General features: G+C 23.0%; 15 protein-coding genes. 10 read left to right on the forward strand and 5 right to left on the reverse strand.

From position 1 onward, the window contains the following. Positions 1-75: 75 nt before the first annotated feature. From H0H76_RS02400 to rpoN, 6 genes are all read left to right on the forward strand, one after another. On the forward strand, positions 76-2,859 hold the full coding sequence (locus H0H76_RS02400; protein ID WP_185855439.1) for a class I tRNA ligase family protein: 2,784 nt from the start codon (positions 76-78) through the stop codon (positions 2,857-2,859). Between the two features lie 132 nt (positions 2,860-2,991). Next, positions 2,992-4,422 carry a Glu/Leu/Phe/Val family dehydrogenase gene (locus H0H76_RS02405; protein WP_185855440.1) on the forward strand — a complete coding sequence of 477 codons (1,431 nt, stop codon included), beginning with the start codon at positions 2,992-2,994 and terminating at the stop codon, positions 4,420-4,422. A 29-nt stretch (positions 4,423-4,451) separates the two neighbouring features. Further along, entirely contained in the window at positions 4,452-5,171 is a 720-nt protein-coding gene (gene pyrH / locus H0H76_RS02410; protein ID WP_185855441.1) for a UMP kinase, read from the forward strand. Between the two features lie 7 nt (positions 5,172-5,178). After that, positions 5,179-5,745: a ribosome-recycling factor gene (locus tag H0H76_RS02415; protein WP_238783871.1), complete on the forward strand. Its 567-nt coding sequence runs from the start codon at positions 5,179-5,181 to the stop codon at positions 5,743-5,745. A 2-nt stretch (positions 5,746-5,747) separates the two neighbouring features. Then, positions 5,748-7,157, forward strand: a complete 1,410-nt coding sequence (gene asnS / locus H0H76_RS02420) for an asparagine--tRNA ligase (protein ID WP_185855442.1) — start codon at positions 5,748-5,750, stop codon at positions 7,155-7,157. Between the two features lie 8 nt (positions 7,158-7,165). Further along, the gene (rpoN, locus tag H0H76_RS02425) at positions 7,166-8,650 is read left to right on the forward strand and encodes an RNA polymerase factor sigma-54 (RefSeq protein WP_185855443.1); all 1,485 of its coding nucleotides are present in this window, start codon (positions 7,166-7,168) and stop codon (positions 8,648-8,650) included. Positions 8,651-9,227: 577 nt separating this feature from the next. On the opposite strand, the gene H0H76_RS02430 is transcribed toward rpoN, so the two are convergent. Genes H0H76_RS02430 through H0H76_RS02450 form a run of 5 tightly spaced genes read right to left on the reverse strand, consistent with a single transcriptional unit; the run spans position 9,228 to position 14,594 of the window. Next, positions 9,228-9,653, reverse strand: a complete 426-nt coding sequence (locus tag H0H76_RS02430; RefSeq protein WP_185855444.1) for a SufE family protein — start codon at positions 9,651-9,653, stop codon at positions 9,228-9,230. 47 nt (positions 9,654-9,700) lie between these two features. Then, positions 9,701-11,989: a 5-methyltetrahydropteroyltriglutamate--homocysteine S-methyltransferase gene (gene metE / locus H0H76_RS02435; protein ID WP_185855445.1), complete on the reverse strand. Its 2,289-nt coding sequence runs from the start codon at positions 11,987-11,989 to the stop codon at positions 9,701-9,703. A 21-nt stretch (positions 11,990-12,010) separates the two neighbouring features. Further along, a complete protein-coding gene (locus H0H76_RS02440) occupies positions 12,011-13,213 on the reverse strand; it encodes a putative sugar nucleotidyl transferase (RefSeq protein ID WP_185855446.1) in 1,203 nt (400 codons plus the stop codon). Between the two features lie 11 nt (positions 13,214-13,224). Continuing rightward, positions 13,225-13,479 carry a type B 50S ribosomal protein L31 gene (locus tag H0H76_RS02445; protein WP_185855447.1) on the reverse strand — a complete coding sequence of 85 codons (255 nt, stop codon included), beginning with the start codon at positions 13,477-13,479 and terminating at the stop codon, positions 13,225-13,227. A gap of 5 nt (positions 13,480-13,484) precedes the next feature. Then, positions 13,485-14,594 (reverse strand): 3-oxoacyl-ACP synthase III family protein, encoded by a 1,110-nt coding sequence (locus tag H0H76_RS02450; RefSeq protein ID WP_185855448.1) that lies wholly within the window; start codon positions 14,592-14,594, stop codon positions 13,485-13,487. Between the two features lie 207 nt (positions 14,595-14,801). On the opposite strand from H0H76_RS02450, the gene ubiE reads away from it, so the two are divergent. From ubiE to pnp, 4 genes are read left to right on the forward strand one after another with little or no spacing between them, the layout of a single operon-like run. Beyond that, the gene (gene ubiE, locus H0H76_RS02455) at positions 14,802-15,530 is read left to right on the forward strand and encodes a bifunctional demethylmenaquinone methyltransferase/2-methoxy-6-polyprenyl-1,4-benzoquinol methylase UbiE (protein ID WP_185855449.1); all 729 of its coding nucleotides are present in this window, start codon (positions 14,802-14,804) and stop codon (positions 15,528-15,530) included. Positions 15,531-15,573: 43 nt separating this feature from the next. Next, the gene (locus H0H76_RS02460) at positions 15,574-17,106 is read left to right on the forward strand and encodes a GH3 auxin-responsive promoter family protein (RefSeq protein WP_185855450.1); all 1,533 of its coding nucleotides are present in this window, start codon (positions 15,574-15,576) and stop codon (positions 17,104-17,106) included. An 18-nt stretch (positions 17,107-17,124) separates the two neighbouring features. Continuing rightward, positions 17,125-17,400: a 30S ribosomal protein S15 gene (gene rpsO / locus H0H76_RS02465; protein ID WP_185855451.1), complete on the forward strand. Its 276-nt coding sequence runs from the start codon at positions 17,125-17,127 to the stop codon at positions 17,398-17,400. A 28-nt stretch (positions 17,401-17,428) separates the two neighbouring features. Continuing rightward, positions 17,429-19,633, forward strand: a complete 2,205-nt coding sequence (gene pnp / locus H0H76_RS02470) for a polyribonucleotide nucleotidyltransferase (protein WP_185855452.1) — start codon at positions 17,429-17,431, stop codon at positions 19,631-19,633.

Raw genomic sequence — 19,633 nt, forward strand, 5'->3', positions numbered from 1 at the left:
GAAAAAAAATTAAAATTACATAATAAAATCTATTGTAATTTTTACTAAAAAAAAATATTAAAAAAAAATATAATAATGGAATATAATTTTCGTAAGATAGAAAAGTATTGGCAAAAATATTGGGAAAAAAATAAAATTTTCCATGTTAAGGAAAATGAAAAACAAAAATACTATATTTTAAATATGTTCCCATATCCTTCCGGATATGGATTGCATGTTGGACATTGTTTGGGTTATATAGCTTCAGATATATATGCAAGATACAAAATAACAAAAGGATTTAACGTTTTAAATCCTATAGGATTTGATTCTTTTGGATTACCTGCAGAACAATATGCTATACAAAATAGAAAACATCCAAATTATATAATTAGTAAAAATGAAAAAAAATATACTAATCAAATAAAAAATATAGGAATATCTTTCGATTGGAATAGAAAATTAAAAACCAGTGACAAGAATTATTATAAATGGACACAATGGATGTTCATTCAAATATTCCATTCTTGGTACGATAAAAATGACAATAAAGCAAAACCAATACAATCTCTAATAAAAGAATTTATAAAAAACGGAAATTATTTTGTAAACGCTAATACTTCATACTTATGTAAGTTCGATAGTAAAAAGTGGAAAAAATTCAATGATAATGAAAAAGAAAACATTTTACAAAATTATAGATTAGCTTATTTATGCAAAAGTATGGTGAACTGGTGTCCAGATTTAGGTACTGTTTTAGCAAATGAAGAAATTAAAAATGGTAAAAGTATAAGAGGGGGATACAAAGTTTATAAAAAACAAATGTTGCAATGGCATATTAGGATTAATGCATACGCAAATAGATTAATAAACGGATTAAATTATATTTGTTGTTCTTCATCTTTAAAAAAATCTCAAATAAACTGGATAGGAAAAACAAAAAAAATTACAGTTTTTTTAGAAGTACTTCATTCAAAGGATAAAAAAATAATTGAATTTACTCTTTTACATCCAGAAAAGGTATTTGGAATTACTTTCGCAATATTATCAATAAATCATCCATATGTTAATAATATTAGCTTATCTGCTGATTACAAAAAGAAAGTTAAGAATTACATAGAAAAAACTTTTTATATTAATAAAAAAAATATTACTGGTGTATTCACAGGAAATTATGTTTTAAATCCTATTACAAAAAAATTAATTCCTATTTACGTTACAAATTTTTTCAATATGGAAAATAGTATGGAATCCATGATAGGAATTCCTGCCCATGAAGAAAAAAGTAAATTATTTTCGGAAAAATTTGGGATAAATACTATAAAAGTTATTAGATTTTGCAATAAAAAAAATCAAAAAGTGTGTTATAACTCAGATTTTTTAAATGGATTACCTATTAATATAGCAAGAGAAAAAATAATTAAAATATTAATAAATAAAAAAATTGGAGAGTTAAAAATAAGTTATAGAATACGTGATGCTGTATTCTCTAGACAAAGATATTGGGGGGAACCAATACCTATATATTTAAAAAATAAAATTCCAAAAACTATACCTATTGAAAAATTACCTGTTATTCTTCCAGAAATACATAATTTTCAACCAAAAAATGGAAAATCTGCTTTATTTAGAGCTAAGAACTGGGCATGGGATGAAAAAAATATGAAAATAGTTTCAAATTCATTTATTGATTATAAAAGTGTATTTCCTATAGAAACTAATACAATGCCTAGTTGGGCAGGATCTAGTTGGTATTTTTTACGTTATATGGATGTTACTAATGAAAATTTTTTTTTATCTAAAAAAAAAGAAAATTATTGGAAAAATGTGGATTTATATATAGGAGGATCTGAACACAATACTGGACATTTAATTTATGCTAGATTTTGGCATAAATTCTTAAAAGATAGAGGATGGGTCCAAACAGAGGAACCATTTAAAAAAATATTAAATCAAGGAATGATTCTTAGTTTTTCTGCTATTATATTAAAAGTAATTGGTAAGAATATATTTGTTTCTTATGGTCTAAAAGAAAAATCAAAAGTATTTCATATGTTTCAGGAAATATATATAGATATTTTTTTTATTGAAAATAATAATCATTTAAATATATCTAACCTAAAAAAAATTAGACCAGAATTTTATAATTCTATTTTTATATTAGAAAATGGTACTTTTTTATGTAAAAGAAAATTGGAAAAAATGTCCAAATCAAAATATAATATTGTAAATCCAGATGATATATATAAAAAATATGGAGCTGATGTTTTTAGACTTCATGAAATGTTTTTAGGTCCTATTGTTCAATCTAAACCATGGGATGATAAAAAAATAAATGGAGTAAAAAAATTTATTAAAAAATTATTTAATTTGTTTCATCAAAATGGTGTTTTTCAGGTATTAGAAACAGATCCAACATTTGAAGAGTTTCATATATTACATTACACTATAAAAAATATAGAAAAACATATACAATTATTTTCCTTCAACGTATGTATTAGTTATTTTATGATTGCAATAAATAAATTACTTATTTTAAAATGCAAAAAAAGAAAAATATTAGAACCATTAATACAATTATTGGCTCCATTTATCCCACATATATCAGAAGAATTATGGAATAAATTGGGAAAACAAAATTCTATTTTGTATCATCCTATGCCAATTATAGATGTAAAATATATTAAAAAAAATAAAATAACATATCCAATTATGTTTAATGGAAAATTCAAATTCTTAGAAGAATTTGATTATAATATTGAAAAAGAAGAAATAAAAAATAAAATTTTAAATAATTTAAAAACAAAAAATATATTAAAAAAAAATATAGTAAAAAAAATAATTTTTATTCCAAAAAAAATAATAAACATTTTATTCTAATTTAATATTTAAGTTTAATATATTATATAATATATTATAATTTTTCTACATAAAATGTAGATTTGTATTTTCATATATCTTTCATTTTTGAATTTTTTCATTCTATATTTATAAATGTGTAAAAACTTTTTTATGTCAAAAAAAATCCAAAATAAAACTAATATATATAGTTTTTTTAATTGTATAGAAAAAAATTTTGATAAAGCTACACGATTTATTCCAATAGAAAAAGGCCTTTTAGAACAAATTAAAGAATGCAATTCTGTATACAGAATGAATTTTCCTGTAAAAATAGGAAAACAAATAAAAGTAATTGAAGCTTATAGAGTCCAACACTCTCATCATAAACTACCTTGTAAAGGTGGAATTAGATATAGTATGAAAGTCACACAAGATGAAATTATGACTTTATCTGCTTTAATGACATATAAATGTGCTATAGCAGATGTTCCTTTTGGAGGAGCTAAAGGAGGAATAAAAATAGATCCACAAACTATGTCTGAAGAAAATATTGAAAAAATAACTCGTCGCTATACTTCTGAATTAATTAAAAAAAACTTTATAGGTCCAGGAATTGATGTCCCAGCTCCTGATTACGGAACTGGAGAAAGAGAAATGAGCTGGATATTTGATACCTTTTTATCACTTAGACCAAGTGATGTAGATGCTTTAGCTTGCGTAACTGGAAAACCAGTATCTCAAGGAGGTTTAAGGGGAAGAAAAGAAGCTACTGGATTAGGTGTATTTTATGGAATTAGAGAATTGTGCAAAATGAAAGAAGAAATGGATTCTATCGGACTTGAAGTTGGTATAATAGGTAAAAAAGTTATAATACAAGGATTAGGAAATGTAGGATACCATACAGCTAATTTTTTTTATGAAGCAGGAGCAATTATAGTAGCTTTAGCAGAAAGAGAAGGTGCAATATATAATAAAAATGGATTAGATGTATCTCAAGTAATTTTACATTTAAAAAATACAGGATCTATATTAAATTTTCCTAAAGCAAAAAATATAAAAAATACAGAAAGTGCACTAGAGTTAGAATGTGATATATTAATTCCTGCTGCTTTAGAAAATGTAATACATATAAATAATGCTAATCGTATAAAAGCAAAAATTATTGGAGAAGCAGCTAATGGGCCAATTACTCCTGAAGCAGACGAAATATTAGAAAAAAAAGGTATTATTATAGTTCCAGATATTTATTTAAATGCTGGTGGGGTAACAGTTTCTTATTTTGAATGGTTGAAAAATTTAAGTCATGTACGATATGGTAGGATGGAAAAAAGATTTAATGAAAATATGAATGCCAGATTACTACAAGTTGTAGAAACAATTTGCAATAAAAAAATTTCAAAGAAAGAAAAAAAAATTATTTTAAGAGGTGCAAGAGAAATTGATTTAGTTCGTAGTGGATTAGAAGATACAATGATTAATGGATTTCATAAGATTATAAATTTAAAAAAATCATCAAATATTGAAAATATGAGAACTGCAGCCTTTCTCCTTGCAATTAATAAAATTATAGATTCCTACGAAAAACTAGGAATATTTCCGTAATATTCTTTTTATAAAAAAAAATCTTTTTCATGAAGTATAAAAGATCATTATTGAAACTAAGTGGAGAAGCTCTTATGGGAAATAACGAATTTGGATTTCATTATAATCGTCTTAAACAATATGCTGAAGAAGTAAAACAAGTAGTAGACATGGGGGGGCAAGTTGCAATAGTAATAGGAGGTGGAAATATATTTAGAGGATTTACTACTTCTAAAAAAGAGGAAAAAACAATTAATCGTATCGAAGGAGATTATATGGGAATGTTAGCAACTGTTATAAATGGAATAGCTTTTCAATCTTATTTAGAAAATGTAGGAATTTGCACATATATTCAAACAGCAATTAGAATGGATCAAATAGCTGAACCTTTTGGTAAAGATAGAGCAATTAGACATCTGGAAAAAGGAAGAGTTGTAATATTCGTTGCTGGATTAGGAAATCCATATTTTACAACTGATACTGCAGCAGTATTACGTGCAATAGAAATAAATGCCGATGTTTTATTAAAAGGCACTAAAGTAGATGGAATTTATACTACAGATCCAGAAAAAGATAAATTTGCAAAAAAACTTAAAAACATATCTTTTGATATGGTTTACAAAATGGGAATAAAAGTAATGGATCAAACAGCTTTTATTTTAGGAAATGAAAATAATTTACCAATTGTTATTTTCGATATCAATAGGAAAGAAAATTTTAAAAAATTAGTATCAGGTGAAGAAATAGGTACTTTAGTTTATAAAAATTAATAATCTTATGGAAGATCTTATGGAAGATTTAAATAAAATTTTCTCTTTTTGCAAAAAAGATATGCAAAATGTTTTTTTAAAATTAAAAAAGGAAATACATACAATTAGATTAGGTAGTAAATCGGTAGCTTATTCATTAAGTAATATTAAAGTAAAATGCTACGGAGCATATTCACTATTATTAGAAGTATCAAATATTACTACTGTAGATAACATGAATATTATTATTAAACCTTGGGATAAAACAATACTTTCACAAATAGAAAAATCAATTATAGATTCAAATTTAGGTGTAACTCCAACAAATAGAGGAGATACAATACATATATTAATTCCTGTAATAACAGAAGAAGGCAGAAAAAATATTATAAAAAATATTAAAATACAATCAGAAAAAGCAAAAGTACATATAAGGAATATAAGAAAAAAAAATAATAATAATATAAAAAAGTTAAAAATATCTAAAGATATTTATAAAAAAGGTGAGATCCATATACAAATAATTACAGATAAATATACTAAAAAAATAGATGAATTCTTTTTATATAAAGAAAATGAGATATTAAAAATATAAAAATGACAATAAAAAAATATTCTGTAAAAGAATTATTAGATAAAGGAATTATTTTTTTAAATAAAAAAATATTAGTTGAAGGATGGATTCGTTCTTTTCGTAATTCCATTTTTATTTCTTTGAATGATGGATCTACCGTTAAAAATTTACAAATTGTTCTTCCAAAAAATTTGGAAAAAAAAGTTTTAAATAAAATAACAATTGGAACTTCTATAAAATCAATTGGATTAATAAAAAGAAGCATAGGCAACAAACAAAATATTGAGTTACAATCTATAAATTTTACTATCTACAAATCAGTAGATAGTAAGTTACTTCAAAAATCTATTTTACAACCTAAAAAGCATAGTTTAGAAAAAGTTAGAACACAATCTCATTTACGTTTTCAGACAAATTTATTTAGTTGTATAATGAGAATTAGACACTGTATTTCTTTTTCTATACACAAGTATTTCCATGAACATAATTTTTTTTATATACATACTCCAATTATTACTACTTCAAATTGTGAAGGTATTGGAAAAATGTTTCAAGTAACTACTCTTGATTTTAGTAAAAATACAATAGATTATGAAAAAGATTTTTTTAAATGCAAAACTTATTTGAGTGTATCAGGTCAATTAGAAGCAGAATCTGCTAGTATAGGATTAGGTAAAGTGTATACTTTTGGACCTGTTTTTCGTGCAGAAAATTCAAATACTTCTAGACATTTATCTGAATTTTGGATGGTAGAACCTGAAGTAGCTTTTTACAATTTAGAAAAAATTATAAACTTAGCTGAAAATTTATTAAAATTTGTTATACAATACATTCTTTATAATTGTACAGAAGATTTATCATTTTTAAATGACAATATAAAAAAATGGAATAAAGATAAATTTTATCTTATAGATAAATTGGAACATATATTACAGTCTAAATTTCAAAAAATTAGTTATACAGATGTAATAAAAATACTAAATAAAAAAAAAAAAAAAGAAAAAAACAATACACATCCAATTACTTGGGGAATGGACATTCAATCGGAACATGAACAATATTTAGTTAATGAATATTTCAAAAAAATTCCTGTAATTATATTTGATTATCCGATTGGAATTAAAGCATTTTATATGCGTATTAATGATGATGGTAAAACTGTAAGAGCTATAGATATTTTATTTCCAAATATAGGAGAAATTGTTGGAGGATCTCAAAGAGAAGAACGTTATGAAATATTATTCAAACGAGTAAAAGATATGAATATAGATACAAATAAGCTTTGGTGGTATTTAGAAACACGTAAATTTGGATCAGTTCCTCATAGTGGGTTTGGGTTAGGTTTTGATAGATTAGTTCAATTTATTACTGGAATGAATAATATTCGTGATGTAATTCCATTTTCCAGAACTCCTAATAATGCAGAATTTTAAATATTATTATGTTAAAACATAAATTAATACAAAAAGTACATCATAGACTTTCTCCTCAACAAATAAAATTATTAAAATTAGTTCAATTATCTACTTTGGATTTTGAGAAAAGAGTACAACAGGAATTAGAGGAAAATCCAGCTTTAGAAGAAGAACATTTTTCTATTTACGAATCTGAAGAAGATAATGTAATAGATTTTGAGTCTTTAAAAAACGAAAATAAATATGATGAAAATAATTCTTATGAAACATATGATAATTTAAATGAAGAAGAATATGAAAGTTTTAATAAAGAAAATTTATATGTAACAAATAATAATAAAAATTCTATTATTTATAAGAACATAACTGTTACTTATAATACTTCTTTTCAAGAATATTTAAGGAATCAATTACATACTTTTAGATTTTTAAATAAAGAAGATTTATACATTGCCGATTTTATATTGGGGAACATAGATGATAACGGGTATATAAGAAGAACAACAAAATCAATGGCAGATGATATTATGTTAATATTTGGAAAATCAATAAAAGAAGAAAAAATAGAACAATTGCTTATAGAATATATACAAAAATTAGATCCAATAGGAATTGGATCTAGAAATCTACAAGAATGTCTTTTTATTCAATTGAATAGAGAAAGAAAATCAGAAGATATTTTTATAGCAGAAAAAATTATAAGTAATTATTTTGAATATCTAGTAAAGAAAAATTACCATAAACTGCAAAAAAAATTAGGAGTAACAAAAAAAAAATTAAAAAAAGCTATTTGTAAAATAAAAAAACTTAATCCAAAACCTGGAAAAATATTTTCTGAAAACTATAAAAATTTTCACAATATAATTCCAGATTTCACTATTTCTATTTTAGATGAAAAATTAGAATTATCCATTAATCATAGAAATACTCCAGAATTAATAGTATCACCTTCATATGTAAAAATGTTAAAAAAGTACTATAAATTTTCAAATAAAGAAAACCAAGAAAAACATGAAAAAACTTTTTATTTTATAAAAAGTAAAATAAATTCAGCAAAATGGTTTGTTGATGCAATTAAACAACGTAAAAACACTTTGCTTTTAACTATGAATGCTATTATGGATTATCAAAAAGAATATTTTTTAACTGGAGATCCAATAAAAATTAAACCAATGATTTTAAAAAACATTTCTCAAAAAATTGGAATAGGAATATCTACTGTTTCCAGAGTCGCTAACAGAAAATATGTAAATACTCCATATGGAACATTTTTAATTAAAAGTTTTTTTTCCGAAAAAATGAAAAATAAAGAAGGAGATGAAATTTCTTCTATTAAAATAAAAAAATACTTAAAAGAATTTATATCTCAAGAAAACAAAAAAAAACCTCTTACAGATGAAAAATTATCTAATATTTTTAAAAAAAAAGGTTATATAATCGCGAGAAGAACTATAACAAAATATAGATCTAAAATGAATATTCCTATATCAAAAATGAGAAAAACATTATAATTTTCTTAATTTTATTAAATAATAGATAAAATGTATAATTTACGTACATTACATATTTTTTTATTAATATAATAATGAATAATTAATAATGTTGGAGAAAAAAAAAGGCCTATTATCTAAAATATTTTTATTATGTATTCTATTTTAGGATATTTTTCAAATAAATTCCATATATAATATTTTTTCATTTCTTTATAAGAATCTACAACTTTATAAGTTGTCTATTTTTTTATTTTTTTTAACATATCTCAATTTTATCTTCCTCTAAATTATAAAGATTATTTAATATTTTTTCCACATAAAGGGCTAAAGTCCCTAATAGTTTTTATAGTAAAAAAACTTACTGTAAAAGAACTCCTTGTATTGTATTGTTTTGTAAAATTAGATTTTATAAAATATTATTATAATAAAACGAATAAAATAATAAATACTTTTGTTAACTTATAAACTAGATTAATCTATAGATTGTTCCATTTCTTCAGTTATTAAACATGATAAATAATCTATATTATTTTATTATTTTTATTATTATTAAAAATTATTTTATTTATTCATTTAAATTTAAACCTTAATATGTTTATACAGTAATCTTAGTATTAAGAATAACTGAATAAAGTTTTATTTTTTTTAGCAATAAAACTATTCCATTTGCTCTAATGGGAGAAAGGAAATTATTAAATCCTATTTCATAAATAAAATTGTAATTAGAATAAACAATTTCAATAGGATGAAGACCTGAATACATTCTTATCATTAAAGCAGCAATTCCTTTTGGAATTAAAGCATCGCTATCAGCATCAAAAAAAACACGTTTATTTTTCAATTTCGCTTCTACCCAAACTTGTGATTGACATCCATGAATTAATTTGTCTTCAGATCTAAATTCATCTGTTTTTTTTTTTAAAATATTTCCTAACTTAATTAAATACTTATATTTATCTTCCCAATTATTAATAATATTAAATTCATTTTTTATTATTTTCTCCCTTTTTTCTAAAGTCATTTATTACTTTTTATTTACAAAATACAAAAATAGAAAAATATTACATTTTAATTATAAGTATTTTTTCTTGCTAATTTTGCAGCTTTTGTCATATTTTTAAGTGATTTTAATACTTCATCCCAATTTCTAGTTTTTAAGCCACAATCTGGATTAATCCAAATATTTTTAATTGGTATTAATAAAGTAGCTTTTTTAATTAATTCAAAAATTTCTTTAACAGTAGGAATCCTAGGAGAATGTATATCATATACACCAGGCCCTATTTCATTAGGATAAGAAAATTCTGAAAAAGCTTTTAACAAGTCCATCCCTGATCTATATGTTTCTATAGTTATAACGTCTGCATCTAAATCTGCAATATATTTTAGTATATCATTAAATTGACTATAACACATATGCGTATGAATTTGAGTATCATCTTTTACTCCACTTGAAGAAATATGAAAAGCTTTAATAGACCAATTAAAATACTTTTTCCAATTCTTTTTCTTTAAAGGTAGTCCTTCTCTTAAAGCAGGTTCATCAATCTGTATTATTCGTATTCCAGAATTTTCTAAAGATAGGACTTCTTCTCTAATAGCCCATGCTATTTGAAACGCAGTTTCATGTACAGGTTGATCATTTCTAACAAATGACCACTGTAAAATAGTTACTGGGCCAGTCAACATTCCTTTTATAAATTTATTTGTTTTAGATTTTGCAAAAGTCATCCATTCAATTGTCATATCTCCTTTTCTACTAACATCTCCATAAATAATAGGTGGTCTTACGCATCTACTTCCATAACTTTGTACCCATCCATTATCAGTAGGAACAATTCCATTTAATTTATCTGAAAAATATTCTACCATATCAGTTCTCTCAAATTCTCCATGTACTAAAACGTCTAAACCTATATCTTCCTGTATATTAATAACATTTACAATAAATTCCTGGATTTTTTTTATGTAATTTTTTTTACTTATCTTTTTATTACGAAATTTATTACGTATACTTCGTATTTCTTTAGTTTGTGGAAAAGATCCTATTGTTGTAGTAGGAAATATTGGAAGATTAAATTTTATTTTTTGTTTTTCTTGTCTATATTTAAAAACATTTTTTCTTTTCAAATTTTCCTTTTTATCAGATATTTCTTTAATCTTTTCATTATAAGAACTAGATTTATTTTTAATTTTTTTCATTAAAAAATAATTTTCAGATAAAATTTTTTTATTCCCTTTTACAATTTTTTCTAAGTCATTTAATTCATTAATTTTTTGCTTAGCAAAAGCTATTCTATTTTTTATATCTGTATGAATATTTATCTCATTTTCCACATCTATAGGTACATGTAATAATGAGCAACTAGGAGCTAACATTACATTATCTTCTCCTATTGATTTTATTGTTTTTTCTATAATTTTAATTGATTTATAATAATCATTTTTCCATATATTTTTACCATCTACAATCCCTAAAGATAAAGTAATATCTGATTTTATAACAAAATCTATAACAATGTCTAATTGATTTATATCTTCTACTAAATCTATATGTATAGCTTTTATTTTAATGTTTTTTAATACAGATATATTTTCAGAAATTCCATCAAAATAAGTTGCCAATAAAATGCTAATTCCTGAACATTTTTCAGATAATTTATTATAAGCATACTGAAAAATACTTTTATATTTTTCTGATAAATCCAATGATAAAATAGGCTCATCCAACTGTATCCAATAAATTCCTCTATTTTTTAATTTGTTAATTATTTCTATATAAGTAGGTAGTATGTTATCAATTAAATCTATTCTATTAAAAAATTTATCTTTTTCTTTTCCTAAAAAAAGATAAGTTATTGGGCCAATCAAAATAGGTTTAACTTTTTCTATATCCTTTAACAAAAATTTTAATTCTTCTAATTCATTAAATATTTTGTTGGAATAAATATAAAATTTTTGATCTTTTTTAAATTCTGGAACAATATAATGATAATTAGTATTAAACCACTTAGTCATTTCCATAGCCTTAATATCCCATTCATTTTTTTGAAATCCTCTAGCCATAGAAAAATATAAATCAAAATGATTTTTAATTATTGAAATTTCTAAATAAGAATCAGGTATAACTCCTAACAATAAAGACATATCTAAAACATGATCATAAAAACTAAAATCATTACATTGTATTAAATCCAATCCTGAACTTTTTTGTAAGATCCAATTTTCTTTTCTTATTTTCTCACCAACTTTTATTAAAGTATTTAAATCAATATTATTTGTCCAATAAGATTCACAAGCTTTTTTTAATTCTCTTTTATTCCCTATACGTGGGTATCCTAAATTATGTTTCAGCATAAACAATGTTTTTAAAAAAAATTAAACATTTGACATTTTATATAAATGTTCTAATATTTTTTCTTCTAAAATAGATAATTTTTTTTTTCTTCTTTTCATCATTAAATTTGCAGTTTCACAAACTCTGTAAAAAGGAATTCTTTTATTACATTGAATTCCACCAAAAGAAAAAGATGGAATATATCTGGGAGGGAATCCATATCCAAAAATACTTGTACATACTCCTATTACAGTAGCGGTATTAAATTGAGTATTTATAGCAGATTTAGAATGATCTCCCATAATTATTCCAAAAAATTGCATATTAATTGGTGAAAAAATTTTTTTTTCATAATTCCATAATGTTACATCTCTGTAATCGTTTCTTAAATTAGAGACATTAGTTCCAGCACCTAAATTACACCACTTTCCTAAAATAGAATGTCCAAGGAATCCATCATGAGCTTTATTAGAATAAGAAAAAAGTAAAGAATTTTTAATTTCTCCTCCAACTTTACAAAAAGAACCTATAGTTGTATTTCCATATATTTTTGATCCCATATTTACTATTGTTTTTTTACCTATATATACTGGCCCTCTTATTAAACATCCTTCCATAATTTCAACTCCTTTATCAATATAAATAGGTCCAAATTTTGCATTAAGTACTACATTGTTAGTTACTATATTTTCCTTTAAATAAATTCTTTCTTTACAAATAAGAATATTTCTACCAAGTAAAGTGGAAGATCTTTTTCCTTTTGTATAAAACATAAAATCTTTTTTCAAAATATTCTTGTTTTGTACAATAATATCCCATACATTTTTAATATGAATAATTTTATTTATTTCATAAACTTTACTATATTTTTTTATAGAAAAAAAATTTTTATATTCATATTCTTCATAAGAAAAAATATTTATTCTTGCTGCTACAATATTTTTTTGGAAAGAAATTGCTTCATTTTTTTTCAATGATATAATTGTGTTAATTAATTCTTCATTAGGAATAAATGAAGAATTAATTATAAATACATTTTTAAATAAAATTTTATTTTTTTTAAATGAATTTTTCTTTAAAAGAAACGGTTGTGTAAAAATGCAAATAGCTTTATATCCAAGTTTTTTTTCCCATCTTTCTTTTATTGTAAAAAGTCCTAAATGAATTTCCGATATAGATCTAGTAAGAGTTATAGGAAATAAATTTTTCCATTCAAACATTCCATCATATAATATGAAATTCATTTTTTTATTTTTTAAAACTTCTTATATTTTTCATATTTTTTTTTAAATTTCTCTGCTGGACCAGTTTTTCCAAAAAATCTTTTTTCTCCTGTAAAAAACGGATGAGAGTAACTAGATATTTCCATTTTGTATAAAGGGTAATTAATCCCATTTATTTTTATAACATCTTTTGTCCTTACAGTAGATCTACAAATAAAAGTTTTTTCATTGTTAATATCTTTAAATACAACTTTTCTATAATTATTTGGATGTATATTTTTTTTCATAAATTTTATTTTTTTGTAATTGGAAAACGGTAAATTATTCCATTAATATTCATACTAGCTCCCAAAGATACCATTAGTATTATATCTCCAGGATAAATTCTATGATTTGATATTTTTTTATTAATAATTAAATCCAATAGTGTTGGTACAGTAGCAACAGAAGAATTTCCAAATTTATGAACAGTCATAGGCATTATTTTTTCTAAAAAATTATCACTTTCATATGAATAATCATATAGCTTTAATAATCTTTTTAAAATAGCATAATCCATTTTTGCATTAGCTTGATGAATAAGAATTTTTTTTATATCTCTTAAATGTAAATTTGTATTATCTAAAATATTTTTCAAAAAATATGGAACTTCTGTTAATGCATATTCATAAATTTTCTTTCCATTCATTTTAATATTTACCAATGAATTTTTATACTTTTTATTTAACGATGGCCCATTAGTTAAATAATATAATTCATCATTATTATTACATTGACTATCATGATAAATAATTCCATATTTTTCAGAAGAATAATTATTCATAAGTACAGCAGATAAGACCGCTGCACCAGATCCATCTGAAAATATCATAGAATTTTTATCATAAGGATCAATTACCCTGGATAATGTTTCAGATCCAGTAATTAAAATATTTTTTGCATATTTAGCTTGTAAAAGTTGATTTGCTAAAATCATACCTTCTATCCATCCTGGACATCCAAAAATCATATCATATGGCTTGCATTTTATATTTTTTATATTCAGTTTATTTTTAACTTTTGCAGATATAGAAGGAACAATATCAGATTGAAAAGAAATAGGATTAACATTTCCATAATTGTGAGCTGAAATAATATAATCTATTTTTTCTTTACAAATTTTAGAATCTATAAGTGCTTTTTTTGCAGCAATTGCTGCAATATCAGAATTTAACAAATTTTTATCAATATATCTTCTTTCTTTTATTTCTGTAATTTTCTGAAATTTTTTTATAATATCACTAATAGATTTTTTAATTTTTAATCCTTTTTCATCACAAAAATTATGATTTAAAAAAAAATCATTTTTTACAATTTTTTTTGGTAAAAAATGGCCGGTTCCAGTTATTATTGATTGTATCATTCCTGATTATGATAAGATCAGGTTATAGGTTATAGGTTGTAATGTAAATGTAAATATAAAATATAAATAAAATAAATAAAATTCTTTATAAATAAAAAATAATACCATTGTTTGTACAAATGTACAAATATTAAAATTAAATATTAAATGTTAAATATAAATTTGTAAAATAAAAAAATATTAATAAAGTCTTTTATTTTTCAAAAAATGAAGAAAATAAAAAAAAAAAAATTGAACGAAATGTTTGATAATATTTCTAATAGATATGATTTAATTAATCATTTATTGTCATTAGGAATGGATATTGTATGGAGAAAAAATGCCATTGTTCTATTAAATAAAATAAAAGTAAAAAAAAATTTAATAATAAAAAATATATTAGATTTAGCTACTGGAACTGGAGATTTTATTTTATTATTAGCTAATACATTTCGTTCTTCTTCTATTGTAGGATTAGATCCTTCCAAAAAAATGTTAAAATTAGCTAGTAAAAAAATAGAAAAAAATTTACTAATAAATAGAGTAAGATTTATTCAAGGATTTTCTCATTCTCTTCCATTCAAAAATGAAACATTTGATTTAATAACTATTTCTTTCGGGTTAAGAAACTTTCAATACATAAATCTTTCTATGAGAGAAATATTTAGAACTTTAAAATATAATGGAATATTGGAAATATTAGAATTTTCTTATCCATCTAATTTTTTTATAAAAAAAATTTATAGTTTATATTCTAATTTTTTTATAAGAAAAATAGGTAGAATATTATCAGGAGATAATAATGCATATAATTATTTAGAAGAATCTATTAAAAACTTCAACTTACACGGAAAAAAAATGAAAAAATTTCTTAAATATCATAAATTCCATTCTTTATACATAAAAGAACTAACTTTCAAAATTACTTCAATATATATTTCAAAAAAATATGTATAAAAATATTAGTTTTAATATTTTTAATATATATATAAATATAAAAATGATAAAGTATTTATCTGGATATTTAACATCTTTTTTTCTTAAAAAAAGAATAAAAAATATAGAATCATTTATGCGTTATCCAATAGAAATACAAAAAAATTTAATGAATAAATTAATTTTTTATGCTAAAAATACAGAATTTGGAAATAAATATGGATTTAGTGATATTAAAAAATATAAACAATTTTCTGAAAGAATCCCACTTTGTAAATATTCTGATATAAAATCTACAATAAAAAGAATTCAAAAAGGAGAAAAAAATATATTATGGCCTGGATCTGTAAAATGGTTTGCAAGATCATCAGGAACTACAAATGAAAAAAGTAAATATATTCCTATTACTAAACTATCCATGTATGAATGTCATTATAAAGCTGGAAAAGATGTATTATCTATTTATATACATAATCATCCAAATACTAAAATTTTTTTTGGTAAAGCAATTAGACTAGGAGGAAGTTATACTTTATACAAAAATTACAATACATTCTTTGGAGATTTATCTTCTATTTTAATAAAAAATATGCCTTTTTGGGCAGAAAGTATTTGTATTCCTAAAAAAAAAATATCCTTAATAAGTGAATGGGAAAAAAAATTGTATAATTTAGTACAAACTACTGGAAATAAAGATGTTCGTATTTTGTTTGGAGTTTGTTCTTGGTTATTAATTTTCTTAAATAAATTATTAAGTAAATTAAATAAGAAAAATATTAATGAAATTTGGCCAAATATAGAAGTAATATTTCATGGTGGAGTTAGTTTAGAACCTTATATACAACAGTACAGAAAAATATTTAATAAACCTATAAATTATTATAATATATACAGTGCTTCAGAAGGATTTTTTGCAGTACAAGATAATAATAGTGTTGAAGATCTTTTACTTCTTTTAAATCATGGAATTTTTTACGAATTTATTCCAATAGAAGAAATAAATAATACTAGTCCAAAAGTATTATCTATTGATAGTGTTGAATTAAATAAAAATTATGCTATGGTAATTTCTACTAATGCTGGATTATGGAGATATATTATTGGAGACACAGTAAAATTTACTAATTTATACCCTCATAGAATTTATATATCTGGTAGGATTACTCATTATATAAATTCTTTTGGAGAAGAATTAATTGTTTCTAATGCAGAAAAAGCATTAAATAATACTTGTATGAAAACAAATTCTATCATTAATGAATATACTGTTGCACCAATTTATATTAGTGATAATAATACTGGAGCTCATGAATGGGTAATAGAATTCAAAAAAACTCCAAAAAGTTTTTATAAGTTTAGAGATATATTAGATAAAGAATTAAAAATGTTGAATTCAGATTATGAAACAAAACGACACAAAGATATGGTGTTAAGACCTCCTGTTTTGTGTATAGTAAGAAATGGATTATTTTACGATTGGTTAAAAAAAAATAAAAAATTAGGTGGACAAAATAAAATTCCTCGTTTATTTAACGATAGAAAATATGTAGATTCTATATTAAGTATGGAAAAGAATACATTTAAAAAATATTTATAACTTTACAATATTTTTATTATGACCTCGAATAAGAATAAGGAAAATAAAAAAAAAATCTTCAAAAATTATGGTAAGTCTATTTTTGATACAGGATCTTCTCAAGTACAAGTAGCTTTGTTTACTTTTAGAATTAATCATTTAAGCAATCATCTTAAAAAAAATAAAAAAGATTTTAATACAGAAAGAACTTTGATAAAATTAGTAGGAAAAAGAAAAAAATTATTGAAGTACATAGAAAAACGTGATAAAAACAATTATAAAGATATTATTAAACATTTAGGATTAAGAAAATAATGTTTATTATAATATAAAAAGATAAAATATGCTAGGATCATACACTCCATCAGATACAATAATAAAAGAAACAATATCATTAAAAGATGGAAGTAGCATTATTATAGAAACGGGGAACTTAGCAAAACAAGCAAATGGTTCTGCAACAGTTAGAATAAATGATACGATATTGTTAGCTACAGTAGTTTTGTCCAAGGAAACAAAAAATGAAAATAATTTCCTTCCTTTAACAGTAGATTATAGAGAAAAATATTACGCATCAGGGAAAATACCTGGAGGATTTGTAAAAAGAGAAGGAAGACCTACAAACGAAGAAATATTAATAATGAGATTGGTTGATCGTGTTTTAAGACCTATGTTTCCGTGTTATTTTAAAAGAGAAATACAAATATCAATTTTATTATTGTCATACGATTATACTGTTTCTCCTGATGGATTAGCTGGATTAGCTGCCTCATCAGCTTTATCAGTTTCTGGAGTCCCATTTTATGGGCCGATATCTGAAGTGCGTATTGTTCGTTCAAAAGGAAAATTTTTTGTTAATCCAAATATTTATAGATTAGATTATAAAGATGTAGATATTGATTTAGTAATAGGAGCTTCCATTGATTCTATTTTAATGATAGAAGGAGAAATGAAAGAAATAAAAGAAAAAGAATTATTACAAACTATAATAGAAGCTCATAATATAATAATACCTCAAATAGAAGCTCAAAAACGATTAGCAAGTAAATTTAAAAATATATATGATTATACTTTAGACTTAGAAAAAAAAAACTACTTAAAAATTTTAAAAGAAAATGAAAATTTAAAAAAATGTCTTTTAAATTTTTCATGTGAAAAGATTAAGGAAATTTACAATAGTTTTTTAGACAAGAAAAATAGATCTATACAGGAAGAAATTATATTAAACGATTTTAAAAAATCTTTTTTAACGGAAGAAGAAATAATAAATAAAGAAATTATTATAAATCAATTTTATGAAGATATTAAAAAAGAAATAATAATAAATTTTGTATTAAAAAAAGGAATTAGATTAGATGGAAGAAAACCAAAACAAATTCGTTCAATTTATAGTATAGTAAATTATCTTCCAAGTGTCCATGGTTCTGCATTATTTTCCAGAGGGGAAACACAATCTTTAACAACAGTAACATTAGGGTCATCATTAGACATAAATAAAATTGAAAATGTTACAATGGAAAATCAAGAAAAATTTTATTTGCATTATAATTTTCCGCAATTCTCAACAGGAGAAATAGGATCTAATCGTGGTGGGGGTCTATCTAGAAGAGAGATAGGTCATGGATACTTAGCTCAAAGAGCACTTAAAAATATAATTCCTGATGATAATCCATATACAATACGTATTGTTTCTGAAATATTAGAATCTAATGGATCATCGTCTATGGCTACTGTATGTGCTGCTAGTCTAGCATTGATGGATGCTGGTATACCTATAAAACGACCAGTATCTGGAATATCCATGGGTTTATTTATTAATGTAAAAACAGGAAAAAAAATTATTGTCTCTGATTTATCAGGAGAAGAAGATTATTTTGGAAATCTAGATTTTAAAATTGCTGGGACAGATAGGGGGATTACTGCTTGTCAAATGGATGTTAAAAATCCAAAAGGATTTACATATGATGTATTAAATAAAATTTTAATACAAGCGTTAGAAGGTAGAATTTTAATTCTAAAAAAAATGCTTAAAACTCTTCCTAATTATAGAAAAGAATTAAAATCTAATGTTCCAAAAATATATACTTTTAATATTCCAAAAGATTTTATAGGTTTAGTTATAGGCCCAGGGGGAAAAGTTATTCAAGAAATACAATCATTTACAAAGACAAGTATTTTAATTGAAGAACGAGATGATTTCGGTCATATAGAAATTATTGGAGCCGATAATAAACAAATAAAAAAAGCTATCGACAAGATTAAACAAATTATTTTTATTCCTGAATTAGGAAAAGTGTACAAAGCAAAAGTAAAATCTATAAAGGATTTTGGTGCTTTTGTTGAAATACATAAAGGAGTAGAAGGTTTATTACATATTTCTGAAATAGTATGGAGGAGACTCAATAATATAGAAGAAGAATTAAAAGTTGATGATGTTATTGATGTAAAATTAATAGATATAGATAAAAAAAGTAAAAAAATGAAATTTTCCAGAAAAATTCTTATTCCTAATCCTAATTCAAAAAAAAATAAGAAAATACAATTATAA

The sequence above is a fragment of the Blattabacterium cuenoti genome, assembly GCF_014251275.1.
GTDB classification, from domain to species: Bacteria; Bacteroidota; Bacteroidia; order Flavobacteriales; family Blattabacteriaceae; genus Blattabacterium; species Blattabacterium cuenoti_AG.